25 protein-coding genes and 1 pseudogene are annotated in these 25,480 nt (G+C 61.4%); 18 read left to right on the top strand and 8 right to left on the bottom strand.

Features of this window, described 5'->3' with window-relative positions; genetic code table 11:
* The first annotated feature begins 2 nt into the window (after positions 1-2).
* From E0D86_RS18570 to E0D86_RS18540, 7 genes are all read left to right on the top strand, one after another.
* The gene (locus tag E0D86_RS18570; protein WP_131651531.1) at positions 3-341 is read left to right on the top strand and encodes a DUF4389 domain-containing protein; all 339 of its coding nucleotides are present in this window, start codon (positions 3-5) and stop codon (positions 339-341) included.
* Positions 338-796, top strand: coding sequence for a phosphohistidine phosphatase SixA (sixA, locus tag E0D86_RS18565; RefSeq protein WP_131651530.1), 459 nt, complete (start codon positions 338-340; stop codon positions 794-796). The genes E0D86_RS18570 and sixA overlap by 4 nt, the downstream gene beginning before the upstream one ends.
* Before the next feature lie 65 nt (positions 797-861).
* Positions 862-1,317: a hotdog fold thioesterase gene (locus E0D86_RS18560; RefSeq protein ID WP_131651529.1), complete on the top strand. Its 456-nt coding sequence runs from the start codon at positions 862-864 to the stop codon at positions 1,315-1,317.
* Between the two features lie 104 nt (positions 1,318-1,421).
* Positions 1,422-2,228, top strand: coding sequence for an alpha/beta fold hydrolase (locus E0D86_RS18555; protein ID WP_131651528.1), 807 nt, complete (start codon positions 1,422-1,424; stop codon positions 2,226-2,228).
* Complete coding sequence (locus E0D86_RS18550) at positions 2,225-3,082, top strand: alpha/beta hydrolase (RefSeq protein ID WP_131651527.1); 858 nt, start codon at positions 2,225-2,227, stop codon at positions 3,080-3,082. The genes E0D86_RS18555 and E0D86_RS18550 overlap by 4 nt, the downstream gene beginning before the upstream one ends.
* 245 nt (positions 3,083-3,327) lie before the next feature.
* Positions 3,328-4,131, top strand: a complete 804-nt coding sequence (locus tag E0D86_RS18545; protein ID WP_131651526.1) for a DUF4892 domain-containing protein — start codon at positions 3,328-3,330, stop codon at positions 4,129-4,131.
* Positions 4,132-4,206: 75 nt separating this feature from the next.
* Positions 4,207-5,298: an AI-2E family transporter gene (locus tag E0D86_RS18540; protein WP_131651525.1), complete on the top strand. Its 1,092-nt coding sequence runs from the start codon at positions 4,207-4,209 to the stop codon at positions 5,296-5,298.
* Between the two features lie 18 nt (positions 5,299-5,316).
* On the opposite strand, the gene E0D86_RS18535 is transcribed toward E0D86_RS18540, so the two are convergent.
* Positions 5,317-6,303: a patatin-like phospholipase family protein gene (locus E0D86_RS18535; RefSeq protein WP_131651524.1), complete on the bottom strand. Its 987-nt coding sequence runs from the start codon at positions 6,301-6,303 to the stop codon at positions 5,317-5,319.
* 165 nt (positions 6,304-6,468) lie between these two features.
* Between E0D86_RS18535 and selD the strand changes: the two genes are divergently transcribed.
* The 7 genes from selD to E0D86_RS18500 all read left to right on the top strand — a co-directional run bounded on the left by selD (position 6,469) and on the right by E0D86_RS18500 (position 13,957).
* A complete protein-coding gene (gene selD, locus E0D86_RS18530; protein WP_131651523.1) occupies positions 6,469-7,503 on the top strand; it encodes a selenide, water dikinase SelD in 1,035 nt (344 codons plus the stop codon).
* Positions 7,503-8,597 carry a tRNA 2-selenouridine(34) synthase MnmH gene (mnmH, locus tag E0D86_RS18525; RefSeq protein ID WP_131651522.1) on the top strand — a complete coding sequence of 365 codons (1,095 nt, stop codon included), beginning with the start codon at positions 7,503-7,505 and terminating at the stop codon, positions 8,595-8,597. Before selD ends, mnmH begins: the two co-directional genes overlap by 1 nt.
* Before the next feature lie 21 nt (positions 8,598-8,618).
* Positions 8,619-8,897 carry a hypothetical protein gene (locus E0D86_RS18520; RefSeq protein ID WP_131651521.1) on the top strand — a complete coding sequence of 93 codons (279 nt, stop codon included), beginning with the start codon at positions 8,619-8,621 and terminating at the stop codon, positions 8,895-8,897.
* Positions 8,898-9,131: 234 nt separating this feature from the next.
* On the top strand, positions 9,132-10,049 hold the full coding sequence (locus tag E0D86_RS18515; RefSeq protein WP_131651520.1) for a MoxR family ATPase: 918 nt from the start codon (positions 9,132-9,134) through the stop codon (positions 10,047-10,049).
* Positions 10,050-10,082: 33 nt separating this feature from the next.
* Entirely contained in the window at positions 10,083-11,045 is a 963-nt protein-coding gene (locus E0D86_RS18510; RefSeq protein WP_131651519.1) for a DUF58 domain-containing protein, read from the top strand.
* On the top strand, positions 11,042-13,060 hold the full coding sequence (locus E0D86_RS18505) for a DUF3488 and transglutaminase-like domain-containing protein (RefSeq protein WP_131651518.1): 2,019 nt from the start codon (positions 11,042-11,044) through the stop codon (positions 13,058-13,060). Before E0D86_RS18510 ends, E0D86_RS18505 begins: the two co-directional genes overlap by 4 nt.
* 99 nt (positions 13,061-13,159) lie before the next feature.
* The gene (locus tag E0D86_RS18500) at positions 13,160-13,957 is read left to right on the top strand and encodes an acyl-CoA thioesterase II (RefSeq protein WP_131651517.1); all 798 of its coding nucleotides are present in this window, start codon (positions 13,160-13,162) and stop codon (positions 13,955-13,957) included.
* A gap of 115 nt (positions 13,958-14,072) precedes the next feature.
* Here the strand turns inward: E0D86_RS18500 and E0D86_RS18495 are convergent, their stop codons facing one another.
* Both E0D86_RS18495 and E0D86_RS18490 read right to left on the bottom strand, forming a co-directional pair.
* The gene (locus E0D86_RS18495) at positions 14,073-15,545 is read right to left on the bottom strand and encodes a methyl-accepting chemotaxis protein (protein WP_131651516.1); all 1,473 of its coding nucleotides are present in this window, start codon (positions 15,543-15,545) and stop codon (positions 14,073-14,075) included.
* 82 nt (positions 15,546-15,627) lie between these two features.
* Positions 15,628-16,449, bottom strand: a complete 822-nt coding sequence (locus E0D86_RS18490) for a TatD family hydrolase (RefSeq protein WP_131651515.1) — start codon at positions 16,447-16,449, stop codon at positions 15,628-15,630.
* A 178-nt stretch (positions 16,450-16,627) separates the two neighbouring features.
* On the opposite strand from E0D86_RS18490, the gene E0D86_RS18485 reads away from it, so the two are divergent.
* Complete coding sequence (locus tag E0D86_RS18485; RefSeq protein ID WP_131651514.1) at positions 16,628-18,034, top strand: transglycosylase SLT domain-containing protein; 1,407 nt, start codon at positions 16,628-16,630, stop codon at positions 18,032-18,034.
* Positions 18,035-18,065: 31 nt separating this feature from the next.
* On the opposite strand, the gene E0D86_RS18480 is transcribed toward E0D86_RS18485, so the two are convergent.
* The 5 genes from E0D86_RS18480 to E0D86_RS18460 form a co-directional block, all read right to left on the bottom strand.
* On the bottom strand, positions 18,066-19,076 hold the full coding sequence (locus E0D86_RS18480) for a lipase secretion chaperone (protein WP_131651513.1): 1,011 nt from the start codon (positions 19,074-19,076) through the stop codon (positions 18,066-18,068).
* A 47-nt stretch (positions 19,077-19,123) separates the two neighbouring features.
* Entirely contained in the window at positions 19,124-20,062 is a 939-nt protein-coding gene (locus tag E0D86_RS18475) for a triacylglycerol lipase (RefSeq protein WP_131651512.1), read from the bottom strand.
* Between the two features lie 302 nt (positions 20,063-20,364).
* The gene (gene greB, locus E0D86_RS18470; RefSeq protein ID WP_131651511.1) at positions 20,365-20,862 is read right to left on the bottom strand and encodes a transcription elongation factor GreB; all 498 of its coding nucleotides are present in this window, start codon (positions 20,860-20,862) and stop codon (positions 20,365-20,367) included.
* A gap of 58 nt (positions 20,863-20,920) precedes the next feature.
* A complete protein-coding gene (locus tag E0D86_RS18465) occupies positions 20,921-23,422 on the bottom strand; it encodes an ABC transporter permease (protein WP_131651510.1) in 2,502 nt (833 codons plus the stop codon).
* Entirely contained in the window at positions 23,419-24,105 is a 687-nt protein-coding gene (locus E0D86_RS18460) for an ABC transporter ATP-binding protein (protein WP_131651509.1), read from the bottom strand. The genes E0D86_RS18465 and E0D86_RS18460 overlap by 4 nt, the downstream gene beginning before the upstream one ends.
* 10 nt (positions 24,106-24,115) lie before the next feature.
* On the opposite strand from E0D86_RS18460, the gene E0D86_RS18455 reads away from it, so the two are divergent.
* From E0D86_RS18455 to E0D86_RS18445, 3 genes and pseudogenes are all read left to right on the top strand, one after another.
* Complete coding sequence (locus E0D86_RS18455) at positions 24,116-24,721, top strand: arylesterase (RefSeq protein WP_131651508.1); 606 nt, start codon at positions 24,116-24,118, stop codon at positions 24,719-24,721.
* A 44-nt stretch (positions 24,722-24,765) separates the two neighbouring features.
* Positions 24,766-25,047, top strand: coding sequence for a hypothetical protein (locus E0D86_RS18450; RefSeq protein WP_131651507.1), 282 nt, complete (start codon positions 24,766-24,768; stop codon positions 25,045-25,047).
* Between the two features lie 67 nt (positions 25,048-25,114).
* A pseudogene (locus E0D86_RS18445) lies at positions 25,115-25,480 on the top strand (hypothetical protein); the annotation flags it as partial.

The following is a 25,480-nucleotide window of genomic DNA, read 5'->3' as shown; positions in this document are numbered from 1 at the left end:
GGATGAACACACCACAACGCAGCGCGGAGCGTGAGTCGCTGATCTTGCGCGCAATCTGGATGCTGCTTTTCTTTTTTGTCTGGCAAGTGGCCGAGCTGGTGCTGCTGGTTATCGTGGTGGCGCAGCTGGTCCTGCGGGCGGTAAACGGTAAGGTCAACGTGAGCCTGCAAGAGTTGGGTGACAGTCTCAGCCAATACGTGGCACAAATAGGTCGCTTCGGCACGTTCAACACCGATCGCAAGCCGTGGCCGATGTCGGATTGGCCCAAGCCGCGTCCCGCTGACATTGAAACGGCATCGCCTGTCGCGCCCGAGGCTCCGAAGCAGGAGCCGCAGCCATGAAGCTGTGGCTCCTGCGCCACGGCGAGGCCGAGCCCAGAGCCCGTACCGATGCGGAGCGCAATCTGACTGGGGCCGGCCAACTTGAAGTGGAGCATGCTGCCAGTCATTTGCAGGGACAACCTCTTCAGGCCATCCTCGTCAGTCCGTACCAGCGAGCCCAGCAAACTGCCGAGATTGTCCGTCAGACGCTTGGTTTTACTGGAGCGGTCGAAACGGTACCCTGGCTGACGCCGGAGTCCGACCCGAAGGATGCCATGCTCTATCTCGACCGTCGTATCGAGCAGCATTTATTGCTCGTGACTCACCAGCCCTTCGTTGGTGTATTGGGCGGTTGGCTGGTCAGTGGCCATCGCGATGCGCCGCTGTCCATGGCCACGGCCAGTCTGGCCGAGTTGGAAGGTGATCATCTTGCGACGGGCTCGATGCGCCTTGCCGGGCTACGGCATCCCGAATGAACCAAGGCGTTTGCACGCTACGTCACCCCTGAATATCTCGAATAAAAAACCACGGAGAGCGTCACTTGAGCATTTGGCATCGTCCCCCCGACCTCGATCAATTCAATGCAAACCGCCAGAACACCATCGTCGAACTGCTCGACATTCGTTTCGAAGCGGTCGACGACCAGTCCCTTACCGCGAGCATGGTGGTCGATTCACGAACCCATCAGCCCTTTGGTTTGCTGCATGGCGGCGCCTCGGTAGTACTCGCCGAAACCGTGGGCTCCATGGCCAGCTTCCAGTGCATCGATCCGAGCCGATTCTATTGCGTTGGCCTCGAAGTCAACGCCAACCACATCCGCGCGCTGCGCAGCGGTCGCGTCACGGCGGTCTGCCGTCCCGTTCACCTGGGGCGTTCCAGCCACGTCTGGGATATCCGTCTGAGTGGCGATGACGGCAAGCTCAGCTGCATTTCCCGGCTGACCGTAGCTGTCGTGCCGGTGGGTGAGAAGAGCCCTCGGCCCTCAGAAGCGTCATAAATGCCTTGTTTGGCAGGACCGCCTTGAGTTCTGCCGCTCAGGCCGTTTGCCGTAAGGGGAAGGCGACCAGAAAATAGCTGTCTTTCACTTATTGCATCGAGCCCATGACGCAACGCATCTTCTTCGCGCACGCCAACGGTTTTCCTTCGGGCACCTATCGCAAGCTGTTCGGCGCCTTGGCGCCGGAGTACACCGTTACTCATCTTGACCAGCACGGTCATGATCCGCGCTTTCCGGTGGATGACAATTGGCAGAACCTGGTGCAGGAACTCATCGAACAGCTCACGGCGCTGAACGAGCCGGTCTGGGGCGTGGGTCATTCGCTGGGCGGCATGCTGCATTATCACGCCGCCTTGCAACGTCCCGAGCTTTACCGCGGGGTTGTCATGCTCGATTCGCCGATGACGACCTGGTTCGATCAGACCCTGATCTGGGTGGCGAAGCGTTTCGGCTTCATTGATCGGCTCACTCCAGCGGGTCGTACCATCGGCCGCCGCGAGGCGTTCAGGTGCGTGAATGAAGCGCGGGAATATTTCGCCAGCAAGACGTTGTTTCGTGCATTCGATCCAGAGTGCCTGGACGCCTACGTCGAGCATGGACTGGAGCCAACCGCTGATGGGCTGCGTTTGCGCTTCGACCCCGAAACAGAAATCCGTATCTACCGCAGCGTGCCGCATGTTACGCCTGGCTGGCCGCATGCTCTGAAGATTCCGCTTGCCGTGGTGCGCGGTAGCCAAAGCCGGGTGGTGCTGCCGCATCATGCGTATCTGCTTCGGCTGGTTGCGCATGGCGAGTCGCATACCTTGCCCGGTGGGCACATGTTTCCGCTCGAATATCCGAGCGATACGGCGGCTTTGCTCAAACAATTGTTCAGTCGCTGGAGCAATCTGAACAGAAGAGGTGCCGCATGACTGTCGTGTTTGAAGAGATTCGCCTGAGCCTACCGCATATCGAAGTCGCGGCGCATCTCTACGGTCCAGAGGATGGTCGGCCAGTCATTGCGTTGCACGGCTGGCTGGATAATGCCGCTACCTTTTCCCGTCTGGCGCCGTTGCTGAACGGCGTCCGTATCGTCGCGCTGGACTTGCCGGGACATGGTCATTCCGATCATCGTCCGGTCGGTGCCGCCTACAACATCTGGGATTACGCTCACGACGTGCTGCAGACTGCCGAGCAATTCGGCTGGCAGCAGTTCTCCCTGTTGGGTCATTCGATGGGGGCGATTGTGTCGGTGCTATTGGCCGGCGCCATGCCCGATCGAATCGAGCGTCTGGCATTGATCGATGGGGTGATCCCCTTTACTGGTGAGGCCGACACCGCGCCGCAGAAGCTCGGCGAATCGTTGCAGGCGCTGCTCTCCGTCGATGAGAAACGCAAACCGGTCTATGCCACTTTCGAACAGGCTGTCGCGGCGCGCATGAAAGGTGTCGGAGCGGTCAGCCTGGAGGCGGCCGAGCGCCTTGCCCTGCGGGGGTTGATGCCGGTTCCGGGTGGCTATACCTGGCGTACTGATGCCCGGCTCATGCTGCCGTCCCCAATGCGCTTGACGCGTGCGCACGCGCTGGCATTCGCTCAGCGGGTGGCCTGTCCGGCCAGCCTGATCCTGGCGGAGCAGGGGCTGATGACCCGGCCCGAAACGCTTGAGTTATGCGATTCCTTGCCGTTCACGTTGCATCGATTGCCCGGCGGGCACCATCTGCACTTGGATGATCAGGCAGGTGCCGAAGCGGTTTCGGCTGTTTTCAATCCCTTCTTCGCGTCTTGACTCAGGCGGTAGCGCAGTTACGCAAGAATCTGTCGCAAAGCCTTGCTTGACTTGCTTTTGCCAACTGGTGAGGCTGGGCAATCGCCTCAGCAGGGACCACCCATGATTGCCATCCATACACACCAAGCCCAAGGCCACACGGTATCCGTTGTGCTCGATGAACTCGGCCTGTCTTCTTGCACGCAGCTGCTCAGAAGCGCACCCGAATGTCTAGAAGCTTGCGGTGTGATTCGTTGAGGGCCGGTATGCGAGCTGCATGGGTTTTCACATTGGGAGCTTTTGCCGGTGTGGTGAGCGCTGCTGACCTTCCTGGTAGCCGGGATTTCGATTCGCTGCCACGCTATCCGCAGGCGCAGATCGTGGCGTTCAAGGAACAGCCGGTGCTGGAGCGGACCTACCCGTTGGATTCGATTCGGCGAATCAGCGGTCGCCTGCGGATGAGCGATCAGGTTACGGCGAGCGGCCAACTGACGGCCGTGACTTACCTGTTACCGGCGGTCCATACCGGTATCGAAGCATTCGAGCGGGCGCGCAAGAGCCTGTTGGAAAGCGGTGCCGAATTGCTCTTCTGGTGCGAAGGGCGCGAGTGTGGATCGAGCAGTCTATGGGCCAATGAGATATTCGAGCGCTCGACGCTCTATGGCCCCGATGCCCGACAGGCTTATCTGTTGGCGCGCCTGCCTGGCGATTCCGATCGCTTCATGGCGCTTTATGGCATCACCCGTGGTAATGGTCGCCCTTATCTGCAAGTGGAACAGTTCAGTCCCTATGAGACGCTTGGCGTCATTTTGCCGAATCCAGCAACGTTGTTGCGCCAATTGAAGAGTACCGGCGAGCTCTGGCTGCCGCGGTTGCCTCAAGAACCCACTGCGGAGTGGGGCGCCCTGCTGGCCAATGTGCTGCGGCTCGACAGCACTATCCGAGTGGCACTGGAGGGCGAGGGGGCGGCGGAGTGGCATGAAGCCTTGACGCAGGAGCGAATCCGGGCGCGACGCCTGGAGGCCGAAGTGTCCGAAGAGAGTGGCTTGCGAATCAAACTGTTGCGCTGAAGGGCGTTTCAGACTGCAATGGCGCACTGCCCGGTGCGCTTTGCTCGCGCCACGTTTTTTTCGATAGGTAACCTGATGCTCAACAACGATCGTCTGCTGGTGCAGATTCTGCTCCTGGTACTGCTCGGTGCCTGTGTGTGGGTGCTGGCTCCGTTTGCTTCCGCATTGTTCTGGGCAGCGGTGCTGGCGTTCGCGAGCTGGCCGATCATGCGCGTACTGACACGCTGGCTGAAAGGCAACTCTACGCTCGCCGCAACGCTGCTAACGTTTGGCTGGATGGTGTCGGTAGCGGTGCCGCTGGTGTGGCTGGGCTTCAACATCGCCGACCACATTCGGGAGGTCAACGTGCTGGTGCACAACCTTCAGATGCAAGGCTTGCCGCCGCCCCCCGAGTGGCTCGGTGAGTTGCCACTGATAGGCGATCGTTTGTTAGGGCTATGGAACACCCTGGACGAACAGGGCACGGCCTTCTTCGCCACCATTCGGCCCTACATCGGCCAGGTCGGCAACTGGATGCTGGTGCGCAGTGCACGCATTGGCGGTGGGATGCTGGAACTGGCGCTCAGCTTGGTGCTGGTGTTTTTCTTCTATCGGGACGGACCGAAACTCGCGGCTTTCATTCACAGCCTGCTGCATCGATTGATTGGCGACCGTGCCGATCATTATCTGGAGTTGGTGGCCGGTACGGTACAGCGTGTCGTCAACGGTGTGATCGGTACGGCCGCTGCCCAGGCGATTCTCGCTTATGTGGGGTTCAGCATTGCCGGCATACCAGGCGCGTTGATTCTCGGCCTGCTGACCTTCGCGTTCAGCTTTCTGATGGTTCCGCCACTGGTGTGGGGGCCGGCGGTGGCCTGGCTGGCCTGGCAGGGCCAGTACGGTATGGCAGTGTTTCTCGGTGTCTGGGGCATGTTCATCATCAGCGGCGTGGACAACGTGCTGAAGCCCTATTTGATCAGCCGGGGCGGTAATCTGCCGTTGGTAGTCGTGCTGCTTGGCGTGTTTGGTGGCGTACTGGCGTTCGGTTTCATGGGCCTGTTCCTAGGCCCGACGCTGCTGGCGGTTGCCTACAGCCTGTTGGGTGACTGGTTGATCAAGGAAGTGCCGGAAGCCGCTAGCCCGGAAAAGCTGCCGGGCAGTGGATTCGATCAGACGCACTCTCGCTGAAAGGGCGATCAGCGGTGACTAAAGCTGTTCCTCCTCGTACTTGTCGAGCGTGTCTCGGGCGACGATCTGGCCCAGCTTGATCAGCTCCGGCGCCTTGTAGAACTCATAGAAACGGCACGCGCGCTTGGGAATGTTGACCAGCACGTTCGGCGGATAACCAGCGATCTTGTACTGCGTCAACGAGGATTGCATGACCTCGAAGCTCTGGTTGATAAGCTCCAGCAAGGACGCTGGGCTACCTACATCCACGACCATTGATCCTTCTGCCGATTTCGGCGCGCTCTGCCCTGTTGGTGCTGCCGGCGGCTGGGTCCCATCGCCTTCTTCCGCTGCCTGAAGCTCGGCAAGTTGCTCTTCCAGTCCCTTGCTGCGCCAGAACGGAATGTGCGAGCTGATCGAGTTGACCATCGCATCGAAGCGACCCGGACGGATTATCTCCGGCAGCGGGTACTGCCGATGGTTGTTGGCGTTGAGGTTGACCGCGATGATGATGTCGCAGTGGGCGGAAACGACCGGCACGATCGGCAACGGATTGAGGATGCCACCGTCCACCAGCATCCGGTTGCCCTGCATGACCGGCGTGAACAGGCTCGGGATGGCTGCCGAGGCGCGCATCGCCTGCTCCAGGTTGCCTTCCTGAAACCATATTTCCTGCTGGTTGGTCAGGTCGGCCGCGACGGCTGTGAAGGGGATCGGCAGATCCTCGATGTTGATCGAGCCCAGCATGTCGCGAATACGTCCGAAGATCTTTTCACCTCGTATCGCCCCGAGACTGAAACTTGGATCGACCAGGCGCAGCATGTCCAGGTAATCCAGGCTTTCGACCCAATCGCGATACTCGTCCAGTTTGCCCGCTGCGTAGATTCCACCAACCACCGCACCCATCGAGCAGCCTGCGACGCATTTGATTTCATAGCCCCGCGCCGTCAGTTCGTCGATGACCCCGATATGCGCATAACCGCGCGCGCCACCCGACCCCAGTACCAGTGCGACCTTGTTGCCCATGCGATTCTCCCTATGGCAGGGGCAATAGCTTCAAGCTTCATGCCGCAAGCTTCAAGTTAAAGCCAAGCGTGCAACGAAAACATCACCCTCGCGGCGCAGCGAAGGCGGCTCCGGCCTTTGCTACAATCGGCGCCCGTTTTGCCAGCGTCATGAGGGCCTTTCCAGATGAGCGAACCCATCCGCCTTACTCAGTACAGCCATGGTGCCGGCTGCGGCTGCAAGATTTCCCCGAAGGTGCTGGATGTGATCCTTGCCGGCAGTGGCGCGCAGAATCTCGATCCGCGCCTGTGGGTCGGCAACGCCTCGCGTGACGATGCCGCCGTGTACGGCATCGACGAAGAGCGCGGCGTGGTGTCGACCACTGATTTTTTCATGCCCATCGTCGACGATCCGTTCGATTTCGGCCGCATTGCCGCTACCAACGCGATCAGTGACATCTATGCCATGGGCGGTGATCCGCTGATGGCCATCGCGATTCTTGGCTGGCCGGTCAACCTGCTCCCGCCGGAAGTGGCCCGCGAAGTGATCGCTGGAGGGCGAGCCGTCTGTGATGCAGCAGGAATTCCGCTGGCCGGCGGCCATTCGATCGACGCGCCCGAGCCGATCTTCGGCCTGGCGGTTACCGGTCTGGTGAACAAAGCCCAGATGAAGCGCAACGATACGGCGTCGGTCGGGTGCAAGCTTTATCTGACCAAGCCGCTGGGCATCGGCATTTTCACCACCGCGGAAAAGAAGGCCAAGCTGCGGGGCGAAGACGTCGGCCGGGCGCGTGATCTGATGTGCACGCTCAACCGGCCAGGCAGTCGCTTCGGCAAGCTCGCGGGCGTTCGCGCCATGACTGACGTCACCGGTTTCGGCCTGCTCGGGCATTTGGTGGAAATGGCCGATGGCAGCGGCGTGACTGCGCGCATCGATTACGCCCGCGTGCCGCGTCTGGAAGGCGTCGAGTACTACCTGGAGCAGGGCTGCGTTCCCGGTGGCACCGGGCGCAACTTCGAAAGTTATGGCGACCGCATCGCCACGCTCGACGAAGCGCACAAGCAACTGCTCTGCGACCCGCAAACCAGCGGTGGACTGCTGGTGGCGGTGGCGCCCGAAGGCGAGGCGGAATTTCTCTCGGTCGCAGCCGAGCTCGGTCTGGCATTGGAACCGATCGGCGAGTTGGTCGATGCCGGCGCCTTTGCGGTCGAGGTCTGTTGATGCGCAGCGATACCAACAACTTTCGCGAACTGTTTCTCAACGATGTTCCGATGATAGATGCCCGTGCGCCCGTGGAGTTTGCCAAAGGCGCTTTCCCGGGCGTAGTCAATCTGCCACTGATGAACGACGTCGAGCGGCAGAAAGTCGGCACCTGCTACAAGCAACACGGCCAGCAGGCGGCGCTCGAACTCGGTCACCGCCTGGTCAGTGGGAAACTCAAGGCCGAGCGCATCCAGGCGTGGGCCGACTTCGCACGTAACAATCCGCAGGGCTACATCTACTGTTTCCGTGGCGGGCTGCGTTCGCAATTGGTCCAGCAATGGCTCAAGACCGAGGCGGGAATCGACTATCCGCGCGTGACCGGCGGCTACAAGGCGATGCGCCATTTTCTGCTCGATACGCTTGAGCATGCGGCGGCGCACGACGATTTCGTGCTGGTGGGTGGCATGACCGGTACCGGCAAGACCGAAGTACTGGCGCGCCTGGACCACAGCGTCGACCTGGAAAGCATCGCCAATCACCGAGGCTCGAGTTTTGGCAAGCGCGCCACGCCGCAACCGGCGCAGATCGATTTCGAGAACGCACTGGCGATTCGCTTGCTGAAGCTGCAGCACGCCGGTGCCAGGCAGTTTGTGCTCGAAGACGAGGCGCGGCTGGTGGGACGCTGCTCGATCCCGCTTCCGCTGTTCCAGGGCATGCAGCGTTATCCTCTGGTGTGGCTGGAAGACAGCATCGAGGGGCGGGTCGAACGGATCCTCAAGGACTATGTGATCGATCTCTGTGCCGAATTCATCCATGAGCAGGGCGAGGAGGGCTTCACAGCATTCGCCGAGCGTTTGCGGCAAAGTCTGGTCAATATCAGTAAGCGGCTCGGTGGCGAGAGCTACAAGCAACTGGCTGCAATCATGGAACAGGCGCTTGCCGAGCAGGCCACTAGCGGCTCGGTCGATCTGCATCGCGGCTGGATCGAGGCATTGCTGAGGCAATATTACGATCCTATGTATGCCTACCAGCGCGAGAGCAAAGCGTCCCGAATCGAGTTCGCGGGAGAGCAGGACGCCGTGGTCGAATTCCTGCGTGAGCGCCGCAGGTAAGCACAATTGAGAGATGCAGCGATGAAAAATCTGATCTGTTTGTCCATTCTGGCGCTGGCCCTTACAGGCTGCGCCGCGAAAACCGCGTATCGCGATAATTGCGCCTCGCAATTGAACGCAGCCTGGGAAGAACAGAGCCTCGCGGAAGCGGAAGGCTTCGCTGGCACCGTGAGCTATTCCAAGGCGATGGCTCTGCTGACCGGCGCCAAGACCCAACAGCAATTCGAGGCGTTTCAGGGCTGCGTCGAAAAGGCCAAGAAGGCTCGCTTCTACCTGCGTGAATCGCGGGCGGGGCGCTGACAGCACTTCCGGTGGCAGCTTTTATGGCTGCCACCCATTCTCTTCTGAGCCGACGTGCCGGTCGGCTCGAATCTCGATCTGACGCCAACATGCGCGCGTTGCTGGCTGGCGTCGTCCTATCGCCGCTGGGTCTGATCAGGTGCCGGATCACAACTTCGTCAACAAAGATTGCAGCTGGCTTTGCCTGAGCGTGCCGGGTCAGTAGCATCGCTGGACGAACAGAAGGAGAACGGCATGCGCACTAGATTGGACGTCTGTCTGCGGGCGGTGAATGAGGTACTGCTTGGCAAGCAATCACAGGTGCGGTTGGCCATGGCCTGTTTGCTGGCAAGAGGGCATCTGTTGATCGAGGACCTGCCGGGCATGGGCAAGACGACCCTCAGCCACGCCCTCGCCAAGGTAATGGGGCTGGAGTTCCAGCGGATCCAGTTCACCTCGGACTTGTTGCCGGGCGATATCCTCGGCACCTCGGTATTCGACAAGGACACTGGCCAATTCGCGTTCCATCCGGGGCCGATCTTCTCCGAGCTCATTCTGGCCGACGAAATCAACCGGGCCACGCCCAAAAGCCAGAGCGCATTGCTCGAAGCCATGGAAGAAGGACAGGTAACCATCGAAGGCGCCACGCGGCCTTTGCCCGATCCTTTCTTCGTCGTCGCTACGCAGAACCCGGTCAGTTCTGGCGGTACGTTCTCTTTGCCCGAATCGCAGCTGGATCGCTTTCTCATGCGGCTGTCGCTGGGGTATCCGGCTAAAGCCGCAGAAAAGGCGCTGCTACTGGGCGATTCGCGCCGCGACCTGCTCGTTCGGCTGGAGCCTCTGCTCGACCGCGCCGCGCTGGTGGAAATTCAGAATGCGGTGGCGCAGGTACGAGTCAGCGATGCATTGGTCGATTACGTTCTGCGACTGGTCGAGGCCACCCGCACGCAACCACAGTTCGCCTGGGGCCTGTCGCCGCGTGGCAGTCTCGCGATGCTGGCCGCAGCACGCGCCTGGGCCTTTCTCGATGGCCGCGACTACGCCATACCGGAAGATGTGCAGGCCGTGCTGCCGTCCGTGGTCGGCCATCGCCTGCGCGAGCGGGCCGATGCCACCGGTCATGGCGGCGGCTCGCTGGTGCAGTGGCTATTGCGCGAAGTGCCGGCGCTCTGATGAGCAATCGCAGCAATTGCGCAAAGGAGCAGCATGCGACTACTACCGCGGCTACGTGATCGCTGGCTGTTGAAGCGCATTCCGCCGGGCCCGAGCATGCGCCTCGACCAGCGGCGAATATTCATCATGCCGACGCCGGTGGGGATAACCTTTCTGGTTGCGTTGCTGCTGATGCTGGTTGCGGCGATCAATTACCAGAACAGCCTCGCCTATGCGCTGACGTTCCTGCTCGGCTCGGTCTACATGGTCGCGATCCTGCATACCTGGCGCAATCTGGCAGGGCTCACGCTGCATGCTGGCGGCTCGCAGGCCGTTTTTCTCGGTGAACAGGCGCGCCTGCAGGTCAGGCTGGAAAGCCGCGGACGTCTCTATCAGGCGGTCGCGCTGGGATGGCCGAAAAGCGGTATGCAAGTGGTCGACGTGCCGGCGGGTGGAACTTGCGAGGTCGACTTGAACCTGACGACCGAACGCCGTGGCTGGCTGCGGCCCGGGCGCCTGCGTGTCGAGAGCCGCTTTCCACTGGGCATTCTGGTGGCGTGGAGCTGGGTCGATCTCCAGTTGGCCGCGCTGGTATATCCCCGCCCTGCGGTTGGCGAGCTGCCAGAAGAAGGCGGGGCGGCCGAAGAAGAGCGTGAGGGAAGCCGCGCATCGGGGTCTGGCATTGACGATTACCAGGGGCTCAAGCCGTGGCAGCCGGGCGACTCACGGCGACGTCTCAACTGGAAGGCCTATTCCCGTGGGCAGGGCTTGCTGGTCAAGGATTTCACCGCCTTGCTCGGGGAGGAACCGCTGCTCGATCTGGATGCGCTCGACGGCGATCTCGAGGCGCGGCTGTCGCTGCTCTGCCATTGGGTCGTCGAGTTGTCGGCACGTCAGCAACCCTTCGCTTTGCGCATGTCCGCGACAACCATCGGTCCAGACGCGGGAGTCGATCACCGAAATCGTTGCCTGCGCGAGTTGGCGCTGTTCGGCCTGGAGCAGGAGGGCCGCCAATGAGCACGCTCCAGACCATTCCACGAAACGGGTTGATCTGGCTGCTGGTTGCGCAGGTGTTGGTGATCCTGCCGCATCTCGGGCATTTGCCGCTGTGGATCATCGGCCTCTGGCTGGCCTGTGCCAGTTGGCGGGTGCAGATCTTCCGCATGCGCGCTCGTTACCCGCGAGGCTGGGTAAAAGCGCTGATGATGATCGGCGTGGGCGGCGGGGTGTACCTTTCACGCGGCAGCCTGATCGGGCTCGACTCCGGCGTCGTGCTGCTGATTGCCGCATTCATACTCAAACTGGTGGAGATGCGCAGCCGGCGCGATGCCTGGGTGCTGATCTTCCTCGGCTTCTTTGCCGTGACCACCAGTTACCTGTTCAACGACAGCCTGCCGGCCGGGCTCTACAGTCTGCTGCCGGTCACCGCGCTGCTGGCGGCGATGATCGGCCTGCAGCAGAGCAGTACCGATACTCACCCCTGGCCAACGCTGCGTCTGGCCGGATCGTTGCTGCTGCAAGCCATACCGCTGATGCTTGTGCTGTTCGTGCTGTTTCCACGCATGGGGCCGCTCTGGTCATTGCCGCAGCCCAAGGATCGCGGTGTGACCGGGCTTTCCGACAGCATGTCGCCAGGCGATATTGCCGAGCTGAGCCGGTCCTCCGAGCTGGCATTCCGGGCCAGCTTCGAAGGTCCGATTCCAGAGCGGGACCAGCTGTACTGGCGGGCCGTCACCTTCGAGCGCTTCGATGGCCGGCGCTGGTCCCAGTCGCTCGCATCGCAGTTTTCGCCTGCGCCTGAGTGGACGCCCGACGGCACTGCGGTGAGTTACTCCGTCGTCATGCAGCCTAGTGGCCGATCATGGCTCTACGCGCTGGACGTGGCCCAGGTCGATGCCGAAAACGTTCAACTGATGGCCGATTTCCATCTGCAGCGTGCGCGCCCGGTTCATCAGGCTTTGCTTTACCAGGCGACCTCGTGGCCCGAGTCGTTGCGCGAACCCGCCGCCGAGCCCGCCACGCTGGAGCGCGCCTTACAGCTTCCCGCGCAAGGCAATCCGCGCAGTCGTGCCTGGGCTGCGGCGTTGCGCCGTGAGCATTCGGACCCCGAAGCCGTCGTGCAGGCGCTCCTTCAGCATTTCAACCGACAGCCTTATCGTTACACGCTGCAGCCTTCATCGGTCGGCGCCGATATCGTCGACGGCTTTCTGTTCGATACGCTGAATGGCTTTTGTATTCACTACGCTGGCGCGATGACCTTCGTCCTGCGCGCCGCTGGCATACCGGCCCGGGTCGTGGCGGGTTATCAGGGCGGCGAAATCAACCCGTCGGGCAATTACCTCTCGGTTCGTCAGCTCGACGCACACGCCTGGGTCGAATACTGGAGTGCGGATCGAGGCTGGATTGCGATCGATCCGACGTTCCAGGTAGCGCCCGAGCGCATCGAGCTGGGGCTGGAGCAAGCGCTCTCCGAGGAAGACGCGCTTCTCGATGATTCCCCGCTGGCGCTGCGGCGCTATCGTGACATCGGCTGGCTGAACCAGCTGCGATTCGGCTGGGACAGCCTCAACTATGGCTGGCAGCGTTGGGTGCTCGGCTATCAAGGCGAGCGCCAGCTGGACGCTCTGAAAGGTCTGTTCGGCAAACTCGACGAACGCAAGCTCGGGCTGCTGACGGTCATCACAACCGCTGTGTTGATGATGATCCTGGCCTTGATGCTGCTGAAACCCTGGCGGCGTGAGCGCGACCCGCAGCTGCGCCTGTTCCGCCGCTTCGAACGGTTGCTGGCTCGTCATGGTATCGAGCGGCAGGCAGGCGAGGGCGCGCGCGATTTCGCCGAGCGTGCGGCAAATCAGCTTCCGGTAGCCGCCGGTTCGATTCTCGATTTTTCGCGGCTCTATGAGATGGCTCGTTATGCCGGCCGTCCGGCTGACAGAGGCGCGATGCAAGCGGCTCTTGCAAAGGTGAGACGTCAGCTGCCGTGGCGCTCCGGTATCGGCAGAAACAGAAGAACAGCCTCGCCCGAACGATAGTGATGCGCGATGGTGCGCTATCACCGAATGCCAATCGCATGCCGTTACTCGCGTGTCGGCGATAAGATGACCGACTGATAAGAACAAGCCGAGGTGGGCATGACCCTTTCCGAATTGATACAAGCCGTGCGTGAAAACCCGAACAACATCATCGTACCCGCCACATGGGGGCAGGGTCGTGCCGGCTTTGGCGGGCTGGTTGCAGCGCTGGTCTACGAGGCCATGCAGGCGCAGGTGCCGGAAGGCCGGCCGGTACGCTCGCTGGCCATTACCTTCGTCGGCCCGTTGATGGTTGATACCCCGGTGAGTTTCGAGGCTGAAGTGCTACGCGAGGGCAAGGCTGTCAGCCAGGTGCTTGGGCGGGCTGTGCAGGACGGCCAGGTGGTGACCATCATCCAGGGGAGTTTCGGCGCGGCGCGGACATCGGCCATTCGGGTGGCTGCGGAACCAGCACCAGCGATGCCGCCGGTTGATGAGTGTCAGGAGCTGCCCTACGTTCCAGGCGTGGCGCCGGAATTTACACGTTATCTGGCGATGCGTTGGGGTATCGGTGGGCTGCCGTTCAGTGGCAATCCTTCACGCGAAATGGGCGGTTGGGTGCGGCTGCGCGGTGAAGTCGAACGCGAGCCTGTAACTGTCGCGCATCTGCTGGCATTGGTGGACGCCTGGCCGCCAGCGCCACTGTCGCATTTGAAGCGCTTCGCACCTGGCAGTTCGCTGACATGGACCATTGAGCTCATCCAGCCGGTACCGCAGTTTGACACCCACGAATGGTGTCGCTATCGCGCGGTGATCGAGCATGCCCAGGATGGCTACGGTCATTGTGCTGCGGCACTCTGGACAGCCGAGGGTGAACTGGTGGCGCTGAGTCGTCAGACGGTAACGGTGTTTGGCTGACCGATTTTCAGGGGCGGCCTCAAAAAAGGGGCCGTCGAGGAGGTTGCTGAGAGCTGTCAGCTGTCGGCCCATCACCGGCGCAAGGTTAAGCTGATCTTGCGCCGGCGAGGATTTGTCACAGCTTGAATTGCTGAATCGCCTTGCTCAGCTCTCCGGAGAGTGCCGCCAGCTCGGAACTGGTGGTAGCCGACGCGGCGGTCTGTGTGACGGTCTGTTCGGTGACGTCACGAATGCCGGTCACCGAACGATTGAGCTCTTCGGCCACATCGCTCTGCTGCTCGGCGGCATCCGCGATCTGCGTGTTGCTCTCACGCATCTGCGCCACAGCCGCGGTGATCGCTTCCAGCGCCAGTCCTGCCTCACGAGCTTCGTTCACGCAATCATCAGCCTTCAACGAGCTTTCCTGCATGAATTCCACCGCATCGCGGGTCATGGCCTGCAGCCCGGCAATCATTTGGGTGATTTCGTCAGTCGAGACTTGTACGCGTTTGGCCAGATTGCGCACTTCATCGGCGACCACCGCGAAGCCGCGACCCATCTCGCCGGCACGAGCCGCTTCGATGGCGGCATTCAGTGCGAGAAGGTTGGTCTGCTCGGCGATGCTGTGAATGACGCTGACGACACTGTTGATCTTCTGACTGTCGGCGGCAAGCTGGCCAATCGTCTCGGCCGTCTGCTGTACGCCTTGGGACAGGCTGGAAATGGAGCGTTCGACGCGGGTCACGACACTGTGCCCGTCGCCTGCGAGGCGGTCGGCGTGCTGGGATTGGTCCCGTGTTTCCCGAGCGTGATCGGCGATGTGGTGGACGGTCGCGGTCATTTCGTTGATCGCGGTAGCCGCCTGATCGGTTTCGCTCTTCTGGCCGAGCATGCCTTGGCGAACATCGCTCATGCTCGAAGCCAGGCGACTGGCTCCTTCATCCAGGCGTGTCGCAGCCTGGGTCACAGTACCGACGATGCGCTGGTAGCCGGCCTGCATGGCATTGAACGCGGCGGCCATCTGTCCCACTTCATCGCGGCTTTCCAGCGGTACTCGTACGGCAAGATCACCGCTGCGCTCCACATGCAGCATGACGTCTTTCAAGGTGTTGAGATGGCTGAGGAGGAAGCGAATCATCACCTGCGAAGCCGCCAGCAACGCCAACATCAGCACAGCGACTGCCAGCGCGTAGCTGAAGAAGTGCTCCTTCAGCAGCTCCAAGACGCTGGGTGTGCGAGCCAGAACCGCAAGGTTTTCGCCGCCTGGCCTGGCAATCAGCTGCGCGCCAATGACCGGGGTGGTCGCGAAAAAGCGGTCGTGATCGACGTCCACCCAGCCCTGGCGCGGCGCGACGCTTTGGCCTTCGATGACTACCGGCTGACCTGCCGCAAACACCAGTAGATCAGGGTGCCGCGCAAGCGCGCCTTCCTGCGGCCAGCTCTGCAGCACGCTGGCCATTTCTAGGGCGCTGGTCTGCGCATCTTGGCTGCGTGCCCGCTGCTCGAGCTGTAACGCGAACAACACCAGCAACAGGGTGGTGACGAAGGTCACCATATTCAGGGCCCAGAATTTGTACTTCAGGGAAAGATCGCGAATCCAAAGAACCATGAGCGCGCTTCTTATGTAGTGGCAGGAGGTGTTTGCTAAACGTTGAGAACCAGTTCTTATAACGGCAGGACAACGTCTGGCTTTAGGGCTGTACAGGCTCAGCCAGACGCGAAATACCAAAAAACGTTTGGGCGCACGCGGTACTGGAGGCAGCCAGTTCCTCTTCGCTTACGCGGCGATGGCGGGCAACCTCACGCAAAACCTCCGGCAGAAAGGCGGGTTCGTTCTGACCACCTTTGGGTTTGGGGCGCAGCGTACGGGGCAGCAGGTAGGGCGCATCGCTTTCGAGCATCAGTCGTGCTGCAGGAATCTCGCGAACCAGTTGATGCAAGTGGGTGCCGCGACGCTCGTCGCAGATCCAGCCGGTGATGCCGATGTGCAGGTCGAGATCCAGGTAGGCATAAAGGGCACGTTTCTCCCCGGTGAAGCAATGCACGACCGCAGCGCTGAGCTGATCGCGAAAAGGTCGCAGGATCTCTACCAGGCGCTGATCGGCGTCGCGCTCATGAAGAAACACCGGAAGCCCGGTCTCCACCGCCAGCTGCAGATGCTCTTCCAAAACCCGCTCCTGTTGAGCGCGAGGGGAGAAGTCGCGGTTGAAATCCAGGCCGCACTCACCGACTGCCCGAACCTCCGGCTCGCCGAGTAAAACTTTTAGTTGGGTGGCGGTTTCAGCGGTCCACTGGTTTGCATCATGAGGATGAATGCCCGCCGTGCAAAACAAGCGTTGTCGGCTTTCATCCAGCTCGCGGCAGAGCGCCAAAGCCGCTTCGCTTTCATCGATGCTGGTGCCCGTCAAAATCAGCTGTGCGACGCCGGCCGCGTAGGCGCGATCCAGGATGGCGCGTGGGTCGCGGGATAGGCTCGGGTGGGTCAGGTTGACGCCGATGTCGACAAGTTGCATAAAACTGTCTCGCTTATAAGATGAAAATATAACGTTATCTATCAATAGATTAGATTCGTTATCTAATGCTAGTTGGAAGCTATCGCTGGCGGCTCAGCAACGCCTGTGAGAACCTTCGCCACCTCTCGGCAGGGGTGGCCCATCCCTGCTTTTGTTCCGTTCGAGCGCATAAGCCTAAATGATCCGCCTATTGCCCCTGCTGTGTCTGCTGATGCTTGCATCCTGGCCAGCCGCTGCGCGCGTGGTTGGCCCGCAGGCATGGCAGCCGACGGAGACGGTACGCGATCTGGCCGAGATTCGCCGCAGTGGGACGTTGCGTGTGCTGGTCAATCAGAGCCGCAACAGCTCGGGCGAGGTCAAGGGCGAAGCCATAGGTGTCGAATATGTGCGTCTGCGTGCATTCGAGCAGTTTCTCAATCGCGGTTCGAAGGGCTCGTCGATCACCCTGGAAATCATTCCGAAAGCCAAAGACCAATTGCTTGGCGCGCTGCAAAGAGGCGAGGGTGATCTGGTTGCACCTGGAGAGCTCCTCGATCTTGGAGCGATGCGCAGGGTAAGTCGCAGTCGGGCTGTTGTCGACGAGGTTCCGATGGTGCTGGTGGGCCGACAGGGCGGCCATCGCTATAAGAGCTTCGAACAGTTGTCGGGGCGCAGTCTGGCGTTGCCGGCTGGCAGCGCTGCCGGCGCTGCGCTGGAAGCCATTAACCAAAGCTTGATGCAGGCTGGGCGTGCGCCGATTGCAGTCGAGTGGGTCGACCCAACGCTTGCTGTGGAGGATGTGCTGGAGATGGTGCAGGCCGGCGTCTACCCCGCGACCGTGGTCGAGCAGACCATCGCCGAACGCTGGGCAAAAGTGCTGCCGAAGCTGCGCATCGAATCGCAGCTGACGCTGGGTAAGCGCGCCGATATGCATTGGTTCATGCGCAAGGAAGCGAGCACGTTGCGCGCAAACGTTGACCGCTTTCTCAAGGGCTACAGTGCACCGGATAACCAGGACGCTGCTTTCGTTCGGGTCTATCGGCGTCTCTACCGGGTGCAGTATCCACTTGATCGCGTCGGGCGACAGCGTCTGGAGAAGGTACGTCCGACTCTACAGCGGCATGCTCATCAGCAGGATATGGATTGGCTCAACCTGGCCGCCCTGGCATTCAAGGAATCGACCCTCAACCCGGCGGCTCGGGGCGCATCCGGTGCTACTGGGCTCATGCAGGTCACCCCGGCCACCGCGCGAAGCATGGGCGTTAGCAATATCGGTAAGCTGGACAACAACGTGCTGGCCAGCGCGAAGTACCTGGCCAAGATCCGTCGCGAATTCTTCGCCAGCCCCAGGCTGAACGAACGCGAACGCATGGCGTTCGTCCTGGCTGCCTACAACATGGGGCCTCAGCGGGTGCAAAGCATGCGGGCCGAGGCCCGCCGACGTGGGCTGAACCCTGACCAATGGTTTTTTCAGGTCGAACGGATCGCCATGGAAACCATGGGTATGGGCGTGGTCAGCTACGTCAACGCGGTGAACAAGTACTACCTGGCCTATACGCGCGAGCGCTATCTGCTCGAAGGTGGGCCGCAAAGCGCCGCCAATTGAGCGCTTTGCCATCCTGTTTTTCCAGAAGCTGCTAGTCGCGTTCGACTACTGAATGTTCAGCAACCAGCAGGCGCTTGCGCTCGTTTTCATCGAAACGCTCTGCGGCCAAGCGCTCGATAGCGGCGCGTTTTTCTGTCTCGCCAAGGCCACGGCTATTTTCCACAAGGGCTTTTTCTTCGAGATAGGCTGCCACTCGTTGCTGCCATTGCTGTCTTTTTTGATCGAGCTGTTCCAGGCGCTCTGTTGCGGCATTGCCCACAAGCTGCTGGCGCAGCTGACGCAGCTCCCCAGTAGCGCCGCTGGCTTGCAACGCTTGTGTCTGCTCGCGTAGCTCAGCCTGCAGCTGCGGAACGAGCGTAACCAGTAGGTCGGCCGGCAAGCTTTCTCGCAGGCGGTCGATGGCGGCTCCCTTCGCTGCGGCATCGAGCGTTGAATCATGTCGAATCGCCAGCCTTTCCAGCGTGAAACTATCGCTGGCTTCATCCAGGCCGAAAAATGCCTGATGGACGTGGTCGTCGAATATCCCGGCGCGCAGCAGCCGAACCGCGCTCAGGCGTTCACGCATGGCATTCAGATCGGCCAGTTGCGCATGGTCCTTTTCAAGTATTAGCAGTTGCCGTTTGTAGTCGAGGTACTGGCCCAGCAGGCGCAGTGCCTGGCCTTCGGCGGGGTGCGAAAGCTGCTCTTCGACATGTCGACGCAGGCGGGTAACGCTGGCGTCGATCGACTCCTCGCCAATCGAGGCCAGGAAATAGTCGAAGACACGACGGATATCGCCGTCGATTATCAGCTCGCCATGGGAATCCGTTCGAAGTCGACCGTCGACTTCCGTGCCGGCGAAGGAGGCCGGAAGGCGGCGGGTTGCCTGGGTTTGCACCGTCGGTTGGGCTGGCGAGAGGCTTCTTGTCTGGGTCGGTGCGGATAATTTAGCGACCGGTAGCTCAGGCGTTACGGAGGTGGGCGCCGGCTCAGCCGTACTACGCCAATCGATCAGGACGCCAATGGCCACGGCGAGAACGAACAAGATCGCAAGTTTTTTCATCGATATGCCTTGTGTCAGAGCCGGGGCCGATTGGCCCCGGCCGCAGCTCAGAGACCCGCGTTCTTGAGGCGGTTGGCATGCTGACGGTATACGGTCAGCGGATCGGTTTCGAACAAGCTGGTCAGCCCGAGAACCTGGTTGACCTCATCCAGATGGTTCATCCGATAGTTATCGCGGATCACCATGCCGAGGTGAGAGCTGCAGCGCCCGACCAAGCCGTCGTTGGGCCCATCGAACGCGAGTGAACCGGCGCCCATCATGGCGTCGCTGATGTCCAACGGATTGGTCAGCGGGCTGGTACCGCTCCAGGAGTAGTAGCGCACGCCGTTGACCTTGTACGCTCCTTCGCCGCATTTGCTGGTCGGGATGCCCTGTGGGTATTGCGCGTTGAAGCGCGCTGCGCCCTCGCTGTTGAGCGATTCGAGTGACCCGAGCGAGTTCTGTGGCGCGGTGCTCGGGCTGCCGGAGAGGAAGTGAATCAAGGCGCCCATGGTATTGACCAAGCCGGCTACGATGGCCTCGCCGCCAGAGCCCTCCGGAATCTTGCGGATCAGATCGGCCACATCCGAACCCTTGTGAGGTGCGCCAACGGACGTGACCGACGCAACCAGGTCGGGACGTACGGCGGCGACGTAACGCACTGTCGGGCCGCCGTGACTATGGCCAATCAGGTTCACCTTTGATTTGCCGCTGATCGCGACAATCTCCTCAACCTGATCCAGCAGTTCTTCGCCACGGAGTTCCGAGGTGTTGAGCTGGCTGACTTCAGTCACATAGACCTGCGCGCCGTCACGCCGAAGCGCATGCGGAATGCCATACCAATAATCGATCCCCAGAATGCTGTCGAAGCCGAGCATGCCGTGGGAAAGGACGATCGGGTAACGCGTCTGGGTGTAGCCGCTCGAGCCGAACAGGCCTGCATGCACTTGGCTGCTGGCCATGGCGGCACCGAGACATAGAGCGATCAACGTCTTCTTGTTATTCATGGATGCACTCAATCAGTAGGTGAATCGGGCATTGAGCAGTCCCTCGCCATTCACCGCGCGCTGCGCGTACTGCCGCCGAACAAGCGCAGCAATCGTGCCAATTCCACAATGATCGGGAGCGTCCGCTCTGGCGTGGCGCCCCCAGCGTCGCTGATATCGTTTAGCTATCGCAATGCGCCGATTCGCCTGTTACCAGACGGAACGCTGATGTGGGTAAGAAAGTGATGGTCTCGACAGTTAAAGACCATATCGAAGAAGTTCGAGAAGGATGTCGACTAGTTAGTCATGTAAAAACTGCTCGGTCATGAATAGGCGATGCCGATTATGTACCAAAGTTTCGGGCCGGTTGGCGTTTGCACCTGCACCTCGGCATCCAGTGCTTTGCCAACCAATGCTCTGGCCAACGGAGAATCAATGCTGATCAAGCCTTGGCGCAGGTCCAGTTCGTCCGGTCCGACGATGCGGTAGCGGGCCTGTTCACCCTCTTCATCTTCTATGGTCACCCAGGCGCCAAAGTACACTTTGTCCGGATCGCTCGGCTTCTGGCTGACGGTCTTGAGTTTTTCCAATCGCTTGGTGAGAAAGCGCACGCGGCTGTCTATCTCCCTCAGCATTTTCTTGCCGTAGGTGTATTCAGCATTTTCGGAGCGGTCGCCCTGTGCCGCTGCTTCGCTAACCGCCTGGGTGACTTGCGGACGCCTGACATGCCAGAGCTCGTGCAGCTCGGCACGCAGCCGTGCCTCCCCCTCGGGCGTGATCAGTGGTGTGCCGGCGGGGCGGGGAGGACGATAGCGGCTCATGGGTTATCCGGGGGAAGGCAAGAAAGGCACATTCTAAAAGCACTTGCGCTTCGCTGGCTTAGCTTTCGCGAAGCACACTAAGTGGGCTGGCGTTCAATGCCCGGCGCGTACCAAGCACGCCGGCTGAACCGACCAGCAGCGCGCCAATCAGTGGCAGCAGCAGGAGCCAGGGATGGGGCTGCCAGCGTAAATCGAAGGCGAAGTGATAGAGCAGGGCGCTGACCAGTTCGCAACCCAGAGCGGCAAGCAGACCACTGGCCGCGCCGAGTACACCGAATTCGGCACGTCTGGCTTTGAGCAACAATCGGCGCTCTGCGCCCAGCGCGCGCAAAAGCGCGCCCTGGCGGATGCGTTCGTCCAACGTCGCCTGCAGCCCCGCGAACAGTACAGCCAGGCCCGCCGCCAGAACGAACATCAGCACATATTCCACCGCGAGTGAAACCTGCGCCAGAATGCTGCGCAGCTGACTGAGCAGGGCTTCGACCTGCAGTATGGTGGCCGATGGGAAGTCCCGTGCCAGCTGCACCAGCTCGCGATCCTTGCCTTCAGGCAGGTGAAAGCTGGTCATGTAGGTGGCCGGCACATCCTGCAAGGTGCCCGGCTCGAAGATCATGTAGAAGTTAGGCTGGAAGCTGTCCCAGTTGACCTCGCGCAAGCTTGTCACGCTGACGTCTCGGGTCAGCCCGCCGACTGTGAAGCTGAGCCGATCGCCCAGCTCCACCTGCAGACTTTCGGCTAGTTCGGCTTCGACAGAAACGCCCGGTAGCTCGCTGCGTTTACCGTCCCACCAATGGCCTGCCGTCAGATGGTTGTCGGAAGGGAGCTCAGCCGCCCAGGTCAGGCTCAGGTCCCGGCGAATCGCTCGCTCGCCTTGGCTTTCCTTGCTGACCAGCTGACGTACCGGCTCACCGTTGATCGCGACCAGGCGACCGGGTACCACCGGATATAAGGGTGCGCTGTGATCCGACAGGCTCTCGATACGTTCGGCGAACGCATCGCGGTCAGCCGGCAGAATGTTAAGGACGAAGTGGTTGGGTGCGTCGTCTGGTAGCTGCTCTTGCCAGGTATCGAGCAATTCGCCGCGCAGCAGCGCAATCAGCGCCATGGCCAGCAAAATCAGCCCAAAGGCCAGTGATTGGCCGGCGGCCGCAAGCGGGTGGCGGAGCAGTTGTCCAAGACCGAGACGCCATCGCAGCGAGGCGCCCGAAAGGGTGCGGCGCAATCCGCGCAACGCCAGCAACAGCAGCCCGCCGAGTACGAGGGTGGCAAGCAAGCCGCCACCCAGCAATGCCAGGGTGATCTGCAAGTCCAGGCTCAGGCGCCACATGATCAGCCCTAGAGCTAACACCGCGGCTCCATACACCAGCCAGGAGCTAGGTGGGACCGGCAACATGTCACGGCGCAGCACCCGCAGTGGCGGCACGCGGCCTAACGCAGCCAGCGGCGGCAAGGCGAAACCAGCCAGGGCGACCAAACCTGTGGCGATCCCTGCCAGAGCAGGCCAGAGCGTGGCCGGTGGCACTTCGCTGACCACAAGGTCGCGCAGCAGGAAAAACAGACCATGTTGAGCCGCCCAACCCAGCAACGCGCCGGCTACGCTGGCAACCAGGCCTAGATAACCCAGCTGCAATGTGTAGAGCGTCAGCGCCTCGCGCCGGGACAGCCCAAGGCAGCGCAGCAGGGCGCTGGCGTCGAAGCGGCGAGTGGCGAAACGAGCGGCGGACAAGGCTACCGCGACACCGGCAAGCAGCACTGCGGCCAGGCTGGCCAGGTTCAGGTAGCGCTCGGCGCGCCCCAAGGCACCACCGATCTGGCGATTGCCGTCCTTGGCTGTCTCGATGCGTTGATGCGCTTGCAGCTCAGGTTTAATCGCCTCTTCATAGGCTTTGAGCTGAGTCGCTGAGCCGCGCCAGAGTTCGCGATAACGTACGCGGCTACCGGGCTGCACGACGCCGGTCGCATCCAGGTCGTCGAGGTGCATCAAGACGCGAGGGGTCAGGCTGTAGAAATCTCCGACTCGGTCCGGTTCGTAAGTCAGCACTCGAGTCAGCTGCAGTGGCTTGTTGCCGACCTCGATGTAGTCGCCGATCTGCAGATCGAGCGCGGCGAACAGGCGCGCTTCGGCCCAGGCCTCGCCCGGCTGCGGGCCGGGGCCGGATTGTTCCGGCTGGTAAGGCGCCGCCGCGCTGCGCAGTTCGCCGCGTAGTGGGTAGTGGCTGTCCGCGGCCTTGACGCTGGTCAGTTGCAGATTGTCATCGGTCGCGACGACGCTGGAAAACTCCACCACACCTGAGTGCTCGAGCTGTAGGCGCAGGCCAGCTTCTACCTGCGCTGGCTCGGCGGGTTCGCTGCCCCGCAAGACCAGATCGGCACCGAGAAACTCGGTGGCGCGCAGCAACATCGCATCGTTCAGGCGTGCACCGAAATAGCCGATGGCGGTGCTTGCCGCGACGGCGATCAGCAATGCGAAAAACAGCACGCGCAGTTCCCCGGCGCGCGCGTCCCGTAACAATTGGCGCAGCGCCAGGGCAGCCAGTCGGCTGGCGGGCACGCGCTTCATCGGGTCTGCTCGTCGCGCAGTTCGCGGCCGCCTTCCAGGCGGAGCAGGTGCTGGCAGCGCTGTGCCAGTCGCTCATCATGGGTCACCAGCACGAGTGTCGTGCCACGCTCCCGATTCAGTTCGAAAAGCAGTTCGGTGATGTTCGCGCCGGTGTGGCTATCGAGATTGCCGGTCGGCTCGTCGGCAAACAGTATTTTGGGTTCCGCGGCGAAGGCTCGGGCGACCGCGACACGTTGCTGCTCGCCACCAGACAGCTGGCGAGGATAGTGATGCAGGCGAGCGCCGAGGCCGACTCGTTCGAGCAGTTCGGTCGCTTTCGTCTGGGCATCGCGGCGGCCATGCAACTCCAGTGGGAGCATGACGTTTTCCAGCGCATTGAGGCTGTCGAGCAGCTGAAACGACTGGAAAACGAAGCCGACATGTTCAGCACGCACCCTAGCGCGCTGATCTTCGTCCAGTTCGGTTAATGAATGGTCAACCAGTCGCACCTCGCCCGAACTGGGGAGGTCCAAACCGGCGAGCAGGCCGAGCAGGGTCGACTTGCCGGAACCTGAAGTGCCGACGATAGCCAGGCTGTCGCCCTTGTTCAGGCTCAGGGACACATCGTCGAGTATCGCCAGCTCGCCTTCCGCGCTGGGTACCGCTTTGCTAAGGTTCCGGGCGTAGAGAATGCTGGCGCTCATGGAGATTCCGATGCGAAATTGGCTTAAATGTGGAGTTCTGGTGCTGTTGTGCTGGGCTCAGGGAGCCTTGGCGGGAACGGTGCTGGTGGTCGGGGATAGTATCAGCGCTGCTTTCGGGCTGGAAACCAGCCAGGGGTGGGTCCATCTGCTTCAGCAGCGTCTTGAAGATGAGGCGCTGGATCATCGGGTGGTGAACGCCTCGATCAGCGGCGACACCAGCGCCGGGGGGCTTTCCAGGCTACCCGCGCTGCTCGATGAGCATGAGCCAGAGGTGGTGATTCTGGAGCTGGGCGGCAACGATGGGCTGCGTGGTCAGTCCCCGGCGCAATTGAAACAGAATCTTGCGGCGATGACCGAGATGTCGCAGCAGGCAGATGCCAAGGTGCTGTTGCTGGGCATGCGGTTGCCGCCGAATCTCGGCCAACGATACACCACGGCGTTCGCCCAGGCGTTCGACTCGCTTGCCGCCGACAAAGAACTGCCTTACGTACCGTTTTTTCTTGAAGGCGTAGGCGGGGTCGAAGGCATGATGCAGCCCGATCGCATCCATCCTACAGCCAGCGCGCAGCAGAGGCTGCTGGATAACGTCTGGCCAGTGCTCGAACCCTTGCTTTGAGGTGCGCGCGCGGCTACTGTCGCGGCCCTCGATTGGAGCCTCAGATGCCGCGCCCAGCCTGGACCCTATTTGCCTATCGCCTCATCGTCCCGGACGAGCAGTTCGACCTTTTCGCCTGTCGCGAGAATCGTCTGCATCTGGCGTTGCGTCAGCTCGAATTGAGTGGCCGGGGTGATCGTACGCTCTGTGGCGGTTTTCTGCCTGCGCGACCGCACTGGCAGGATGTCGAGCGCTCTACTCTCAAGAGTCGCCAGCTCTGTCCGGCATGCCGCGACGCGCTGAGCGCACAGCGCAAAGGCCTCTCGTCTGCCGTTAGCGCCTGGTAGCTCGGCTGCCGCCATCGCTTCGAGTACAATCGCCGGCAACACGATCAATTTTTCCAAGGAACCCCTGATGCTCTCGCGTGCGTCTGTAGTCGCCTCCTGTTTGTCCTTCGCTGCTTTGCTGTTGGCCGGCCGCTCCGCTGCGCTGGAGTTGCCGTTGCCCCCGGAAGGCGAGGATGTGGTTGGGCAGATCCAGGTTATCAAGGCCAAATACGAAGACACCTTCGCGGCGCTGGGCGAGACGCATGATCTGGGCTATCTGGAGCTGGTTGCGGCTAATCCGGGCGTCGATCCATGGCTGCCGGGTGAAGGTACCGACATCATCCTGCCGACGCGCTTCATTCTGCCGCCCGGTCCGCGTGAAGGCATCGTGATCAACCTGGCTGAGTATCGGCTGTACTACTACCCGAAGGGCGAAAACGTCGTACACACCTTT

Source organism: Pseudomonas sp. IC_126, assembly GCF_004331835.1.
In the GTDB taxonomy this organism is placed as follows: domain Bacteria; phylum Pseudomonadota; class Gammaproteobacteria; order Pseudomonadales; family Pseudomonadaceae; genus Stutzerimonas.
This window is presented reverse-complemented; position numbering and strand designations above follow the sequence as displayed.

Bases quoted from the DNA above. Each gene is read 5' to 3' on its own strand.
- E0D86_RS18570 (WP_131651531.1), top strand. From the start codon at position 3: ATGAACACACCACAACGCAGCGCGGAGCGTGAGTCGCTGATCTTGCGC.
- sixA (WP_131651530.1), top strand. From the start codon at position 338: ATGAAGCTGTGGCTCCTGCGCCACGGCGAGGCCGAGCCCAGAGCCCGT.
- E0D86_RS18555 (WP_131651528.1), top strand. From the start codon at position 1,422: ATGACGCAACGCATCTTCTTCGCGCACGCCAACGGTTTTCCTTCGGGC.
- E0D86_RS18550 (WP_131651527.1), top strand. From the start codon at position 2,225: ATGACTGTCGTGTTTGAAGAGATTCGCCTGAGCCTACCGCATATCGAA.
- E0D86_RS18545 (WP_131651526.1), top strand. From the start codon at position 3,328: ATGCGAGCTGCATGGGTTTTCACATTGGGAGCTTTTGCCGGTGTGGTG.
- E0D86_RS18540 (WP_131651525.1), top strand. From the start codon at position 4,207: ATGCTCAACAACGATCGTCTGCTGGTGCAGATTCTGCTCCTGGTACTG.
- E0D86_RS18535 (WP_131651524.1), bottom strand. From the start codon at position 6,303: ATGGGCAACAAGGTCGCACTGGTACTGGGGTCGGGTGGCGCGCGCGGT.
- selD (WP_131651523.1), top strand. From the start codon at position 6,469: ATGAGCGAACCCATCCGCCTTACTCAGTACAGCCATGGTGCCGGCTGC.
- mnmH (WP_131651522.1), top strand. From the start codon at position 7,503: ATGCGCAGCGATACCAACAACTTTCGCGAACTGTTTCTCAACGATGTT.
- E0D86_RS18520 (WP_131651521.1), top strand. From the start codon at position 8,619: ATGAAAAATCTGATCTGTTTGTCCATTCTGGCGCTGGCCCTTACAGGC.
- E0D86_RS18515 (WP_131651520.1), top strand. From the start codon at position 9,132: ATGCGCACTAGATTGGACGTCTGTCTGCGGGCGGTGAATGAGGTACTG.
- E0D86_RS18510 (WP_131651519.1), top strand. From the start codon at position 10,083: ATGCGACTACTACCGCGGCTACGTGATCGCTGGCTGTTGAAGCGCATT.
- E0D86_RS18505 (WP_131651518.1), top strand. From the start codon at position 11,042: ATGAGCACGCTCCAGACCATTCCACGAAACGGGTTGATCTGGCTGCTG.
- E0D86_RS18500 (WP_131651517.1), top strand. From the start codon at position 13,160: ATGACCCTTTCCGAATTGATACAAGCCGTGCGTGAAAACCCGAACAAC.
- E0D86_RS18495 (WP_131651516.1), bottom strand. From the start codon at position 15,545: ATGGTTCTTTGGATTCGCGATCTTTCCCTGAAGTACAAATTCTGGGCC.
- E0D86_RS18490 (WP_131651515.1), bottom strand. From the start codon at position 16,449: ATGCAACTTGTCGACATCGGCGTCAACCTGACCCACCCGAGCCTATCC.
- E0D86_RS18485 (WP_131651514.1), top strand. From the start codon at position 16,628: ATGATCCGCCTATTGCCCCTGCTGTGTCTGCTGATGCTTGCATCCTGG.
- E0D86_RS18480 (WP_131651513.1), bottom strand. From the start codon at position 19,076: ATGAAAAAACTTGCGATCTTGTTCGTTCTCGCCGTGGCCATTGGCGTC.
- E0D86_RS18475 (WP_131651512.1), bottom strand. From the start codon at position 20,062: ATGAATAACAAGAAGACGTTGATCGCTCTATGTCTCGGTGCCGCCATG.
- greB (WP_131651511.1), bottom strand. From the start codon at position 20,862: ATGAGCCGCTATCGTCCTCCCCGCCCCGCCGGCACACCACTGATCACG.
- E0D86_RS18465 (WP_131651510.1), bottom strand. From the start codon at position 23,422: ATGAAGCGCGTGCCCGCCAGCCGACTGGCTGCCCTGGCGCTGCGCCAA.
- E0D86_RS18460 (WP_131651509.1), bottom strand. From the start codon at position 24,105: ATGAGCGCCAGCATTCTCTACGCCCGGAACCTTAGCAAAGCGGTACCC.
- E0D86_RS18455 (WP_131651508.1), top strand. From the start codon at position 24,116: ATGCGAAATTGGCTTAAATGTGGAGTTCTGGTGCTGTTGTGCTGGGCT.
- E0D86_RS18450 (WP_131651507.1), top strand. From the start codon at position 24,766: ATGCCGCGCCCAGCCTGGACCCTATTTGCCTATCGCCTCATCGTCCCG.